The 13214-nt window shown below is 72.4% G+C and carries 12 protein-coding genes; 3 read left to right on the forward strand and 9 right to left on the reverse strand.

Features of this window, described 5'->3' with window-relative positions:
• Positions 1 to 48 precede the first annotated feature (48 nt).
• On the forward strand, positions 49 to 3216 hold the full coding sequence (locus ACLJOU_RS06020) for a BTAD domain-containing putative transcriptional regulator (protein WP_410563916.1): 3168 nt from the start codon (positions 49 to 51) through the stop codon (positions 3214 to 3216).
• Positions 3217 to 3298: 82 nt separating this feature from the next.
• Here the strand turns inward: ACLJOU_RS06020 and ACLJOU_RS06025 are convergent, their stop codons facing one another.
• Positions 3299 to 4105: an ABC transporter permease gene (locus ACLJOU_RS06025; protein ID WP_410563919.1), complete on the reverse strand. Its 807-nt coding sequence runs from the start codon at positions 4103 to 4105 to the stop codon at positions 3299 to 3301.
• Positions 4102 to 5091: an ATP-binding cassette domain-containing protein gene (locus tag ACLJOU_RS06030; RefSeq protein ID WP_410563921.1), complete on the reverse strand. Its 990-nt coding sequence runs from the start codon at positions 5089 to 5091 to the stop codon at positions 4102 to 4104. The genes ACLJOU_RS06025 and ACLJOU_RS06030 overlap by 4 nt, the downstream gene beginning before the upstream one ends.
• A gap of 104 nt (positions 5092 to 5195) precedes the next feature.
• On the opposite strand from ACLJOU_RS06030, the gene ACLJOU_RS06035 reads away from it, so the two are divergent.
• A complete protein-coding gene (locus tag ACLJOU_RS06035; RefSeq protein ID WP_410563923.1) occupies positions 5196 to 6212 on the forward strand; it encodes an endonuclease/exonuclease/phosphatase family protein in 1017 nt (338 codons plus the stop codon).
• Here ACLJOU_RS06035 and ACLJOU_RS06040 read toward each other — a convergent pair whose 3' ends face one another.
• From ACLJOU_RS06040 to ACLJOU_RS06050, 3 genes are all read right to left on the reverse strand, one after another.
• A complete protein-coding gene (locus tag ACLJOU_RS06040; protein WP_410563925.1) occupies positions 6213 to 7010 on the reverse strand; it encodes an SIR2 family NAD-dependent protein deacylase in 798 nt (265 codons plus the stop codon).
• Complete coding sequence (locus ACLJOU_RS06045) at positions 7003 to 7314, reverse strand: antibiotic biosynthesis monooxygenase family protein (protein ID WP_410563926.1); 312 nt, start codon at positions 7312 to 7314, stop codon at positions 7003 to 7005. Before ACLJOU_RS06045 ends, ACLJOU_RS06040 begins: the two co-directional genes overlap by 8 nt.
• A gap of 83 nt (positions 7315 to 7397) precedes the next feature.
• A complete protein-coding gene (locus tag ACLJOU_RS06050) occupies positions 7398 to 8804 on the reverse strand; it encodes a M1 family metallopeptidase (protein ID WP_410563928.1) in 1407 nt (468 codons plus the stop codon).
• A gap of 75 nt (positions 8805 to 8879) precedes the next feature.
• On the opposite strand from ACLJOU_RS06050, the gene ACLJOU_RS06055 reads away from it, so the two are divergent.
• Positions 8880 to 9626: an alpha/beta fold hydrolase gene (locus ACLJOU_RS06055; RefSeq protein WP_410563930.1), complete on the forward strand. Its 747-nt coding sequence runs from the start codon at positions 8880 to 8882 to the stop codon at positions 9624 to 9626.
• Positions 9627 to 9816: 190 nt separating this feature from the next.
• Here the strand turns inward: ACLJOU_RS06055 and ACLJOU_RS06060 are convergent, their stop codons facing one another.
• From ACLJOU_RS06060 to ACLJOU_RS06075, 4 genes are all read right to left on the reverse strand, one after another.
• Positions 9817 to 10773, reverse strand: coding sequence for an N-acetylmuramoyl-L-alanine amidase (locus ACLJOU_RS06060; protein WP_410563931.1), 957 nt, complete (start codon positions 10771 to 10773; stop codon positions 9817 to 9819).
• 63 nt (positions 10774 to 10836) lie between these two features.
• The gene (locus ACLJOU_RS06065) at positions 10837 to 11712 is read right to left on the reverse strand and encodes an A/G-specific adenine glycosylase (protein ID WP_410563932.1); all 876 of its coding nucleotides are present in this window, start codon (positions 11710 to 11712) and stop codon (positions 10837 to 10839) included.
• 10 nt (positions 11713 to 11722) lie between these two features.
• Complete coding sequence (locus ACLJOU_RS06070) at positions 11723 to 12664, reverse strand: glycosyltransferase (RefSeq protein WP_410563934.1); 942 nt, start codon at positions 12662 to 12664, stop codon at positions 11723 to 11725.
• Between the two features lie 45 nt (positions 12665 to 12709).
• A complete protein-coding gene (locus tag ACLJOU_RS06075; protein WP_378200233.1) occupies positions 12710 to 13201 on the reverse strand; it encodes a beta-class carbonic anhydrase in 492 nt (163 codons plus the stop codon).
• Positions 13202 to 13214 lie beyond the last annotated feature (13 nt).

Below are 13214 nucleotides of genomic sequence, written 5' to 3' on the forward strand. Positions count from 1 at the left end.
TACGTCGGCCCGCCCCGGCGGCGGGCGTGCGTCTGGAAAGCTGGACGCATGCGCGTTGCGCTGCTGGGCCCGCTGCGGGCGGCGGAAGACGACGGCACGCCGATCGACATCGGCGGCGCCCGCCTCCGCATGCTCCTGGCCAGGCTCGCGCTGGACGCCGGGCGCGCGGTTCCCGCCGACGTGCTGGTGGACGGCCTCTGGGGCGCCGGGCCGCCGTCCGACGCGGCCAACGCCCTGCAGTCGCTGGTCTCGCGGCTGCGGAAGGTGCTTCCGGTGGCCGTCGAGTCCGGTCCGGGCGGCTACCGGCTCGCGGTGGCGGCCGCCGACGTCGACGCCGAGCGGTTCGAACGGCTCGCCGCCGAGGGTCGCCGCGAGCTGGCCGCAGGCCACGACGCCCGCGCCGCCGACCTGCTCACCGAGGCTCTCGCGCTGTGGCAGGGCGCCGCGCTCGCCGACGTCCTCGACGCGCCGTTCGCCCCGGCGCCGGCCCGGCGGCTCACCGAGCTGCGCACCGAGGCGGCCGAGGACCGGTTCGAGGCCCTGATCCGGCTGGGCAGGCACGCCGGGGTGCTGGCCGACCTGACCGCGGCGGCCGACGCCGACCCGCTGCGCGAGCGGCTCGCGGGGCTGCGGATCCGCGCGCTGTGCGCGGCCGGGCGGCAGTCGGAAGCGCTGGCCGTCTACACCGGGATCCGCCGCACGCTGGCCGACCAGCTCGGCGTCGACCCCTCGGCCGAGCTGCAGGAGATCCACCTCGCCGCACTGCGCGGCGAGTTCGCGCCGCCGTCGCCGGTGGCCGACCGGCTGCCGACCCGGCTGACCACGTTCGTCGGCCGCGACGACGAGCTCAAGCTGCTGGCCGAGCTGCTGGCCGGCGCCCGGCTGGTCACCCTGGCCGGGCCGGGCGGGGCGGGCAAGACCCGGCTGGCCACCGAAGCGGCGTCGCGGCACCCCGCGCACCAGCGGGGCCGGGTCTGGTTCGCCGCGCTCGCCGGTGTCCGTGACCCCGAGGACGTCCCCGGTGCGCTGCTGGGCGCGCTCGAAGTCCGGGAGATACGCACGGAGACCGAAATCAACCGCCGCCAGCAGGGCCCGGTGGAACAGGCGGTCGAGGTGCTCGGCGGCGAGGAAGCGCTGCTGGTGCTGGACAACTGCGAGCACGTCGTCGACGCCGCCGCGCGGCTGGCCGACGAGCTGCTGCACCGGGCGCCGAAGCTGCGGATCCTGGCCACCAGCCGCGAACCGCTGGCGATCACCGGGGAGGCGCTGTGCCCGCTGGGTCCGCTGCCGGTGCCCGCCGAACGCGCCGCACCCGCGGAGGCCGCCGAGCTCGACTCGACGCGGCTGTTCCTCGACCGGGCGGCCGCGGTGCGGCCGGACTTCCTGCTCGACGAGTCCACTGTGGACCAGGTCGGGGAGATCTGCCGCCGGCTCGACGGGATGCCGCTGGCGCTGGAGCTGGCCGCGGCGCGCCTGCGGTCGATGACCGTGGCCCAGATCGCCGCCCGCCTCGGCGACCGGTTCCGCCTGCTCACCTCGGGCAGCCGGACGGCGCTGCCGCGGCAGCGCACCCTGCGCGCGGTCGTCGAGTGGAGCTGGGAACTGCTGACCGAGCCGGAACTGGTGCTGGCCCGGCGCTTCGCGGTGTTCGCCGGCGGGGCCGAGCTGGCCTCCATCGAAGCCGTGTGCGCCGACGAGCTGCTGCCCGCCGCCGACGTGCCGTACGTGCTCGGCAGCCTGGTCGAAAAGTCGATAGTGGACACAGTGGACACTGTGGACACCGGCGGTGAGCCGCGGTACCGGATGCTGGAGACGCTGCGCGCGTACGCGACCGAGCGGCTGGTGGAGTCGGGTGAGCACGACCGGACGCGCCGGGTCGTGGCGGCCTACTACGCCGAGTTCGCCCAGCGGCTGGAGCCGACGCTGCGCACCGCCGACCAGCTGGCCGCGATCGACGCGTTCGAAGCCGAGAACGCGAACATGATCGCGGCCCTGCGCGGCGCGATCGAGATGTCCGATGTGGACAACGCGGTCGCGTTGCTGGACGGGATGTTCTGGTACTTCACGATCCTGGGCCAGGGCGGCCGGGTCGGCAGCCTGATCCGCGACACCCTGGCGTTCGGTGATCGCCTGCCCGAGCCGGTCTCGGCCGCCTACCGGGCGCTCGTCTACCTCATGGACGAGATCCCGGTGCGCTCGGAGCGGACCGAGATCGTGGCGCTGGTCGACGACTGCGTCCGCACCGGTGCGGTGGACCACTACCCCGGCCTCGCGGTGGCGCTGCCGATGCTGGCCTTCCTGGGCGGCGACCGCGAAGTCGCGGTCCGGGAGGTGCGCCGCGCCCAGCAGCACGCCGATCCGTGGACCCGCGCGGGCGGGTACTGGGTGGACAGCTTCCTGCTCGACGACGCCGGTGACGTCGAGGGCGCGGACCGTGCGCGCGACCAGGCCCACGCCGGGTTCGAGGCGGTCGGCGACCGCTGGGGCATCGCGATGACGCTGAGCTTCAAGGGTTTCGCGTTGTCCCAGGACGGCGAGAGCGCGAAAGCGATCGAGACCTACCAGCGGGGCCTGGCGCTTTCGATGGAGCTGCGGTCGCACGAGGACGCCGTGCAGCACTGGTGGCGGCTGGCCGTGGAGCGGGCGCGGGCCGGGGACTTCGCCGGAGCCTGGCGCGATCAGGAGGCGGCCGAGCGCTACGGCCGGGAGATCACGAACCCGCAGCAGCGCGCCGTCCTGATGTTCGGCCGGCTCGAGCTGCTGCTGCGCACGGGCGAGGTGGCCGAAGCGCGGGCACTGCTCGACCGGGTCGCCACGCTCGGCGGCGAAGACTGGTTCCCTGGCGGGATCGGCGACGAGTGGATCCACGCCTTCGAGGCGCGGATCCTGCTGGCCCAGGACCGCCCCGACGAGGCGGAACCGCACATCGCCCTCTCCATCCGGGCGACGAACCAGCGCGGGGACATGCCGGACATGGCGGGCGCGGTGGAACTGCTCGCGATGATCCGCGCGCGGCAGGGCCGGTACGAGCGGGCAGCGCGGGTCCTCGCCGCGTCGGCCGTCGTGCGCGGGCGGCTCGACCTCGGCAGCCCCGAGGTCCGAGCACTCATCGCCGAGCTCCGCACGGTGCTGCCGGACTACGACACCATCCACGGTGACGTCCGCCGCCAGTCCAAAAAGGATGTCATCGGCTGGCTGCTGGCCGAGCTGGGTTAGCGCACGCCGGAGGGGACGGCCGCCCCCGCGACCGTCCCCTCCGGCTTCCCCTGGCGCTACTCACCCCCGTGTGTGCGCCTTCTCAGACCCGCCGGCGGTAGGCCCAGGTGGCCAGCGGGAAGAACACGACGACGGCGCCGGCCATCCAGGCCAGCGCCCCGGTCAGCGGACCGGCCACCGCGCCGCCGTTCATCAGGCCGCGCAGGGCGTTCGCCATCAGGCTGACCGGGCTGATGTCCGCCCACGCCCGCAGCCAGCCCGGCATGGTGGACGTCTGCACGAACACGTTGCTGCCGAACGTCAGCGGCATGATGAAGACGAACATCAGCGCCTGCGCCGAGCCCGGCGTCTTCATCAGCATGCCGACGAAGACCGAGCCCCAGCAGAAGCTCAGCCCGAACGCCAGCGCGAGCAGGATCGCCACCGCGAACTCGCCCGGGCTGGTCGCGATCCGGTAGCCCATGATCGTCGCCACGACCATCAGCACGGTCAGGCACACCACGTACCGCACGACGTCGGCGAGCACCGCGCCGATCAGCGGGGCCGAGCGGGCGATCGGCATGCTGCGGAACCGGTCGAACACGCCCTTGGTGACGTCGGTGTTGAGCTGCACGCCGACGGTCAGGCAGGCCTGCAGGATGTTCATCACGATGATGCCGGGCACGACCATCTGCAGGTAGGCGTCGGTCGAGCCGGACAGCGCGCCGCCGAACAGGTAGACGAAGATCACCAGGAAGACGATCGGCATCAAGGTGACGTCGGCGAGCTGCTCGGGGTTCTTGCGGATCTTCAGGATGCCGCGCCAGGCCAGCGAAAGCGCGTGCTGGAGCCCCTTGCCGGGACTGATGTGCCGCGGCGGGGCCGGGCGGTCGAGGGCCAGCGTCGTCATGCCAGGCTCCCTTCCAGGGTCTTGTCTTCAGTGGGCTCTTCACTGGGCTCTTCGGCGGTGTGCCCGGTCAGTGCGAGGAACACCTCGTCGAGGCTGGGCAGCCGCAGCGCCAGCTCGTCCGCGGTGATCCCGGCCTCGTCCAGCTTGCGGACCAGGGTGGACAGCAGCACCGGGTCGTTGACCGGCGCGGTGAGCAGGCCGGTCGCGTCGTCGCGCGTCGGCCGGACGCCGGAGAGGTCACCGAGGATCCGGCCGGCGGCGTCCATGTCGGACAGCTGGGTCGGGCGGACCTGCAGCGTCTGCCCGCCGACGCGGCGCTTGAGCTCGTCCGCCCGGCCGTCGGCGACGACCCGGCCGTGGTCGAACACGGTGATCTTGTCGGCCAATTGGTCGGCCTCCTCCAGGTACTGCGTGGTCAGCAGCACCGTGGCGCCCTCGGCGACGAGGCCGCGGACGACGTCCCAGACCTCGTTGCGGGCGTGCGGGTCGAGGCCGGTGGTCGGCTCGTCGAGGTAGAGCACCTCGGGCCGGCCGACGAGGCTGGCCGCCAGGTCCAGCCGCCGCCGCATGCCGCCCGAGTAGGTGCGGATCGGCCGCTTGGCCGCCTTGGTCAGCTCGAACCGGTCGATCAGCTCGGTGGCGCGGGCTTTCGAGTCGCCGCGCGAGTAGCCGTACAACCGGCCGATCAGGACCAGGTTCTCGATGCCGTTCAGGTCCTCGTCCACCGACGCGTACTGCCCGGTCAGCCCGATCATGCCGCGGACGCGGACCGGGTCGGCGACCACGTCGTAGCCGCCGACCGTGGCTCTGCCGGCGTCCGGTTTCATCAGGGTCGCCAGGATTCGGACGGCGGTCGTCTTGCCGGCGCCGTTCGGCCCGAGCACCCCCACGACCTGCCCGAACGGGACTTCGAGGTCCACCCCGTCCAGCGCCTTCGTCTCCCCGAACCGCTTGACCAGGCCCTCGGCTTGGATTGCGTGCGACATGGGCGTCCTCCTTCACTGTCGCTGTGGGAGCCACTCTGGACGGCCGCGCTGGTAGCCCGCGCACAGCGCGCTGGCAGCGGCTGGCAGGCGCTGGTGGAGATCTTGTGGAGGAGTTGTCGCCGCCCGCGCCGCCCGGCGCCGGCCTCGGCATACTCGGCAGCATGGTGGTTGCGGAACGGACGCGGTTGCGGCGGAAGAAACCGCTGGTCACGGGCCTGGTTGCGGTGCTGGTGGTGCCGCTGGCCGTGCTGGCGGCCCTGCGCCTGGTCGGGTACGACGGCGGCTGGTACACGCTCGTCGCGCTGTCGCTGACGCCGTACGCGGCGGCCGCGGGCGTGCTGCTCGGCGGCCTCGCGCTGGCGTTGCGGCGGTGGTGGACCGGCGGGGTCGCCCTGGTGCTGGCGCTCGCGCTGACCCTCCTCGTCCTCCCGCGGATGTCGGTGAGCGAGCAGCGCGACCTGCACGGCAAGACCCTGCGGGTGCTCTCGTCGAACCTGCTCTACGGCCAGGCGGACCCGAAGGCCGTCGTCGACCTGGTGCGCACGCAGCGGATCGACGTGCTGAACCTGGTCGAGATGACCCCGCGGGTGGTCGACGGGCTCACCGCGGCGGGGCTGTTCGAGACGCTGCCGTACCGGGTGCTGCACCCCGCGCCCGGGGCGTTCGGCTCGGGGATCGTCTCGCGCTTCCCGCTGAAGGAGGTCAACCTGACCGGCGACTCGGCGGCCAAGCAGCCGGGCGCGGAGGCCGACCTCGGCGACGGCGTGGTGGCCGAGATCGTCGCCGTCCACCCGATCTCCCCGGACGTCGACACGCCGCAGTGGGAGCGCGAGATCAAGGACCTTTCGCAGCCGGCGGGCGAGCACGGCCTGCGCATCCTGGCCGGCGACTTCAACGCGACGCTGGACCACGCGGCCTACCGCACGATCCTGGCCCGCGGCTACCACGACGCGGGCGAGGAACGCGGCGCGGGACTGATCCCGACGTGGCCGTCGTCGCTGCCGGTGGTGACGATCGACCACGTGGCGGTGGACAACCGCGCGGCGGTGCTGGACTACCGCGTGTTCGACGTCCCCGGCAGCGATCACCGGGCGGTGTTCGCCGAGGTCCGGCTGCCGTGATCAGCGCGGCAGGAACCGCTTCAGCGTTTCCAGGGCGCCGGCCGCGATCGAGACGCCGCGGCCGTGGCGGATCTGCGGTTCCCGCGGGTTGATGCGGATCAATGCGCCCGTCGCCGCGCTCGCCAGCTCGGCGTAGCGGCGGACGGTCGGGACCGCCTGGCCCGCGCCCAGCTCCACCACGACGAGGTCCCGGGCCGTCCGGCGCCACGCCGTCAGCTCGTCCAGCTGGGCCTGGCTGCGGTCCGGGACCCACGAGTAGTCGCCGAACATCAGGATGTTGGGCCGGGCGAGGCCGCCGCAGCGGGGGCACGACGGCAGCGGCGGCACCGCGCGCATGGTGTCCTCGTCGATGACGACTGCCACGTCCGCGGGCCAGATGTCGTCGGTGCACCCGGCGAGGCACTGCAGGTGGTGGATCGAGCCGTGCGCCTCGGCGACGGACGCGAAGCCCGCCGCCTGGAACTGCCCGTCCACATTGGACGTGAACACGCGCAGGCCGTGCGGCAGCTTCTCGCCGAACTCGCGCAGCAGCCGGAAGCCGTCGTGCGGCACGGTCCGGCGGTAGAGCTCCAGCCGGTGACCGTAGAAACCCCAGGCGAGCTCGGGATCCTCGGCGAAGTGCCGCGGGTCGGCGAGCTCTTCGAACTGCAACCCCAGCCGGGCATACGGCGGGTAAGCGCGCCAGAAGCCTTCGCCGCCGCGGAAGTCCGGCAGCCCGGAGTCGACGCCCATGCCGGCGCCGGCGCAGATCAGCAGCGCGCCGGCGCCGTCCAGGAGCTTCGCGGCGTCGTCACGCACCCGGCTGCGAACCGAGGACGACCTCGAACTCCAGCAGGTTCGCCCCGGTGGAGACGGGCTTGGCGCGCTCGCCGGCGTGCGCCGCGGCGGCCGGGCCGCCCTTCGCCCACGCCTGGTAGTGCTCCTCGGTCTCCCACTTCGTGTAGACGAAGTAGCGCGTCTCGCCGGAAACCGGCCGGAGCAGCTCGAAGCCGAGGAAGCCGGGCTGCTCGTCGACGGAGTGCATGCGCGCGGCGAACCGCTTCTCCAGCTCGGGGCCGGCGCCCTCGGGAACCTCGATCGCGTTGATCTTCACGACACTCATGCCTCCCACCCTAGTTGAGGCCCAAGCGCCCCAATGTGGCCTTCGGTGCGTGAGACGCACCGAAGGCCACATTGGGGCGCTGGTCAGCTGCGCAGTGAGCCGGGGAACAGGTCGGCGTCCGCGGGGAGCTTCGTGCCGCGGAACCACGTGTCGAAGAACTCCCGCAGGTCCTTGCCGCCGGCCCGCGTCGCCATCGCCTCGAAGTCGGCCCAGTTCGCGTTGCCGTGGCGGTAGCGGGCGGGCCACTCGTGCAGCAACCGGGCGAACGCCGGGTCGCCGATTTCGCGGCGCAGGGCGTGCAGCGCCAGGATGCCCTTGTTGTAGACGCCCTCGAACTCGTGACCCTGGCCCATGCCGACCAGCTTCTGCGCCCAGAAGTCCGTGCTGCCGTGGGTGATCTCGATGGCCGCGCGGTAGCGGTCGTCCAGGTTCTGGCCCTCGCGCTCGGCCCACAGCCACTGCGAGTACGACGCGAAGCACTCGTTCAGGCAGACGTCGGACCAGTTGCGCACCGAAACCGAGTCGCCGAACCACTGGTGGGCGTTCTCGTGGACCAGCGTCGGCAGGTCGGCCCACTTCGCGTACGTGGGCCGCGTCTGCGTCTCGAGCGAGAACGGGACGTTTTCGTTCAGGTAGATGCCGCCCGCCGCCGACTGCGGGTACGGGCCGAACTTGCTGCTCAGGAAGGCCAGCACCTCCGGCAGGCGGGCGCCGATCGCGCGGCGGCCCTCGGCGTCCGGCGCGTACGCCGAGACCACCGGGGTGCCGTCCGGCAACGTCGATCTGTCGACACCGAACTTGGCGATCGCGATCGTCGTCAGGTAGCTCGCCACCGGGTTCGGCTCGGTCCAGGTGCCGGGCGGGCCTTCGCGACCGTTCGACACCACAGTCCACCCGGCCGGGACGTGCGCGGTGAGCGTGAAGGTCGCCTTGTCGCGCGGGGTTTCGTTCACCGGGTACCAGAACGCCGCCGAGTGCGGCTCGCCGACCATGAACGCGCCGCCGTCGGCCGAGTGCTGCCAGCCGTTCTCGCTGCCGCCGGTGCGCGGGGTCTTGGCCGGGTCGCCGCCGTAGCGCACGCGGGTGCGGAACGTCGTCCCGGCGCGGATCGGGGCCGGCGGGGTGACCACCAGTTCGAACGCCTTCTCGCGGCGGAACGTCGCCGGTTTGCCGTCGACCTCGACGCTGTGCACGTCCAGCCCGCGCAGGTCGAGGTCGAACCGGCTCAGGTCCTCGGTCGCCTTCGCGGTCACCGTCGTGTCGCCGTCGAGGTGCCCGCTCGGCGGGTCGTACTTCACGTCGACCTGGTAGCCGAGCGCGTCGTACCCGCCGTTGCCGTCGTCCGGGTAGTACGGATCGCCCGCGCCGGACGCGCCCGGTACCGGGTGCATCGGCGGCGGCGGGGCGGCCACGGTGACGGCGTCGCCGCCGCACGCCGCGGCGAGCACCACCGCGGCGCAGACAGCCAGGGCGGTGAGTCGTCGGCGCACACCCACCACCATAGGTGATGCACTGCGATCGATTGGTCACGTTCTGCACCAGGGGTTTTGTGGTTAGGTGGCCGCGTGCTCTGTTTCGGCGGCAGCGGTGTGCCGATCGTTCTGCTCCACGGTCTGATGGGCCGGGCGCGGACGTGGTGGCGGGTCGCGGAGTGGCTTCGGCCCTACGGCGCGGTGTACGGCCTGGACGCCCGCGGCCACGGCAACGCCCCGCGCGTCGGGCCGTGGACGACCGAGCGCTTCGCCGACGACGTCGCCGAAGCGCTGCGGAACCTCGATGCCGGCCCCGCGGTGCTCATCGGGCACTCGATGGGCGGCCTGCACGCCTGGGCGACCGCCGCGCGGCACCCGGAGCTGGTGCGCGCGGTCGTGTCGGAGGACTTCCCGCCGGACCAGCGCGGCCGGACCGTCGAGGCCTGGCGCGGGTACTTCGAGAGCTGGCCGGTGCCCTTCGGATCGCTCGACCACGTCCGCGAGTTCTTCGGCGACGCCGGCGAGTACTTCACCGACTGCGTCGAGGAGCGCGACGACGGCTTCCACCTGGTCGCGGACCTCGAGGACCTGTACGTCATCGCCGCCGAATGGGGCCGCCGGGACTACTGGGACGTCGTCGCGGCGATCCGCTGCCCGCTGCTGCTGGTCGAGGGCGAGCACACGGCGATGCCACCCGGCCAGCAGGCCCTCGTCGCCGACCGCGTCCCGGGCGCGAAACACCTGGTGGTGCCGGGCTCGGCCCACCTGCCCCACGACGAGGCCCCGGAGACGTACCGAGGCGCGGTGGAGGCGTTCCTCAGTCAGGTCCTGGCCCGCTGAAGGGTCGACACGCGTGATTGCCGGGTCGACACGCGTGATTGAAGGGACGACACGCGTGATCAGAGGGACGACACGCGTGATCAGAGGGACGACACGCCGCACGCCGTTGTACCGCCGTGTCGACCCTCAAATCACGCGTGTCGACCTGCCGATCACGCGTGTCGGCCTCTCTATCACGCGTGTCGGCCGGTCAAGCCCGGGTGAGGTCCGCCCGCCAGGCCGCCGCCGACCGGTCCGCGGGCACGATCAGGGGCCAGACGTCCGCGCCGAGGAATCCCGTCTCGTCGGTCACCTTGGTCGCGGTGCACGTGTCCCGGGCCAAGCCCGCCTGAACGGACAAAGCGGCCACGGCGTCCTTTGTGGACTTTCCGAACACCCCGTCCGTCGGGACGCCGAAGCCGGACGCGCGCAGGAACTGCTGCGCCAGCTGGACCCGCCGGCCCGTGTCACCCGGCTTCAGCAGCGGCCACTCGGCCTCCGCCCGCGCCACCGCGACCCCCAGGACCTGCCCCACGGCCGTCCGCAGCTCGGGCAGCCGGTTGTAGAGCACCTGACCAGGGCATTCGGTGGAGTTGAAGTCGCGGTGGCCCTTGATGAATTCGGGCGAAATGCCGTACTGGTGGGCGATGTAGGCGACCAGCGAGACCAGCGAGTTCCACAGCGCCGGCGGGACGTCCACCGTGCTGTAGAGGCCCTCGTTCTCGATGCCGATGACCTCGCTGTTGTGGTTGCCGACGTTCGCGCCCTGCACGTGCTGCGTGCCGCCGCGCAGGATCTCCAGGCTGCGGTGCCTGCCCTCGGTGATGAACCCGCCGCGGCTGTTCGTGAACTGCTGGCCGCTGTCGATCCAGCCGTTCTTGTCCATGTGCAGGTTCTGGATGAACCGCGAGACGTAGTACGCGCGGGCCAGCGAGAAGTCGTCGTTCATCGGCGGGTCGACCGCGTGGTGCACGACGATGTACGTCGGCTTGTGGTTCTCCACCACGATGGTCCCGCTGGCCGGCCGGGCGCCCCAGTCGGAGGTCGGGTGGATCGTCGATGTCGGCACGGCCGCGGCGGCCGTGCCGGTGGTCGTCATCCCCAGTGCGCCGGCCGCGGTCGCGGTCACCCCCGCTTTCAGCAGGGTCCGGCGGTCAACAGTGACCATGCGGAAAACGGTAACTCCGCATCGCGCCATTGACAACTATTGACCAACTTTGGTTGTAGCGCGTTAGTGTTCACCCGGTAGGGCGAAGAGGCCGTCCCGGGTCTGCTCCAGCAGGCCGTCGACCAGCAGGGAGTCCAGGCAGCGGTCGCGCTGCCCGCCGTCGTGCCACACCAGGTCGAGGCGGGCCTTCTCGACCGGTCCTTCGCTGCCGCGCAATACGTCGAGCAGGCGCCCGCGGACGTACCGGTCGGTGCCCGCGTACCGCTGCACCGGCTTGGCCGGGCCGGTGTACTCCGGGCGCCCCGCCAGCTGCCACGCGCATTCGTCGTAGATCGGGCAGTCCGCGCACTTGGGCGCCCGCGCGGTGCAGATCAGCGCACCCAGTTCCATGATCGCCGCCGAAAACCGGGCGGCGGGTGCGTCCTCGGCCGGCAGCAGCGCCTCGACGTCGTTCATGTCCCGGGTGTTGGACGCCGGTCCGGCGTCCCCGGCCCCGTGCACCGCCCGCGCGACGACTCGCCGGACGTTCGTGTCGACCACCGGCGCCCGCCGCCCGTAGGCGAACGCGGCGACGGCCCGCGCCGTGTAGGCGCCGATCCCGGGCAGGGCGAGCAGGGTGTCCACATCGGACGGAACGACGTCCCCGTGCTCCTTCGCGATGACGCCGGCGGCCTCGTGCAGCCGCAGCGCCCGGCGCGGGTAGCCGAGCTTGCCCCACGCCCGCACGACTTCGCCCTGCGCCGACGCCGCCAGTGCCGACGGCACCGGCCAGCGCGCCATCCACTCGTGCCAGATGGGCAGCACGCGGACGACCGGCGTCTGCTGCAGCATGATTTCGCTGACCAGGACACCCCAGGCCGAGCAGCTCGGCTCGCGCCACGGGAGATCCCGGCCGTGCGCGGAGAACCAGTCGAGCAGTACGTCAGCGTCCACAGCCACGCCGGGGAGGCTACTTCGCGTGCTTCGGCAGCTCGCGAGCGACCTCGTCCGGCGACGGCATGGCGGCGATCTCGCCGGCGATCGCCCGGGCGGCGTCCCGGCAGGAGGCCGCCTTCCGGGCCTGTTCGGCGACGGCCTCGGCGCTCAGTTCACCGGGCAGGAGGCGCACCGCGGCACCCGCGGCGAGGAGTGCTTCGGCGTTGGCGAACTGGTCGGCGCCCTGCGGCAGGACGAGCTGCGGAACGCCGGCGGCGAGCGCGCCCAGCGTGGTGCCGCTGCCGCCGTGGTGCACGACCAGGTCGGCGTGCGCGATCGCCACTGCCTGCGGTACCCAGGCCTGGGCGGTCACGTGGGCCGGCTGCGGCCCGAGGGGCACCCCGCCGGTGGCCACCACGACGTGCGTGCCGAGCGTGACCAGGCCCTCGATCGCCGTCTCGAGCACCCTCGGGGTGCCGAAGGCGGTGCCGAGGGTCAGGTAGATCAGCGGCCGCCGGAAGTCGCCGGGCTCGGCGAAGGCCACGGGCCGCAACGGAATGCGCGCGGCGCTCGCGACGAAGTCCGTGTCCTGCAGGGACGGCGGGCAGATGTCGAGGTGCACGCCGCCGGAGGGGCGGTCGAACCCGATGCCGTCGGGGATCATCCGGCCGAACCCGTGCCAGAGCGCCGGGATCCCGGCGCGCCGCGCGGCCACGGCCACCTCGGGGACGCCCCACCCGTGCACGACCAGGTCCGGCCGCAGCCGCTCCAGGTCCGGTTCGAGGTCCTCGGCGTAGATCTCGTAGAACGAGTCCGCCGGCCGGAACGGGTTCAGGCCGAACCGGCGCAGGGCCGCGTGGACGTGTTCGCCGGCGGCGAAGTGCACCTCGTGCCCGACGTCCCGCGCCGCGACCGCGAGCGGGACCATCGGGTACGTGTGCCCGGCCGACGCCAGGCCGGCGAAGAGAATACGCATGTCGCTCCCATTCGGATGTTCACAACATCCGGAGGTTAGCGGCTGCTATTTGACCTCGGTGAGCTTTCCGGTCTTAACGTCGTAGACGAAGCCGCGGACGTTGTCCGTGTGCGGCAGGTACGCGCTCCGCCGGACGCGCTCCACCGACGTCCGGACGCTGTTCTCGACGTTGCGGAACGCCTCGACCGCCCACGTCGGGCGCAGCCCGGTGGCTTCCTCGAGCTCGTCCTTGAAGTCGTCCTCGGTGACCATCGAAAGGCCGCACTCGGTGTGCTGCACGATCAGCACCTCGCGGGTGCCGAGCTTGCGCTGCGACAGGGCCAGCGAGCGGATCATGTCGTCGGTCACCACGCCACCCGCGTTGCGGAGGACGTGCGACTCGCCTTGCAGCAGACCGAACAGCTCGAAGACGCGGATCCGGGCGTCCATGCAGGTCAGGACGGCCACCTGCAGCGAGGGCTTCGGGGACGACCGGTCACCCGGCGTCACCTCGCCGAGCTCTTGGTTGCGCTTGAGCAGTACGTCGATCGAGGTCATCGGTCACCTTCCG

The organism is Amycolatopsis sp. cmx-4-61 (assembly GCF_046548775.1).
Lineage (GTDB): Bacteria > Actinomycetota > Actinomycetes > Mycobacteriales > Pseudonocardiaceae > Amycolatopsis.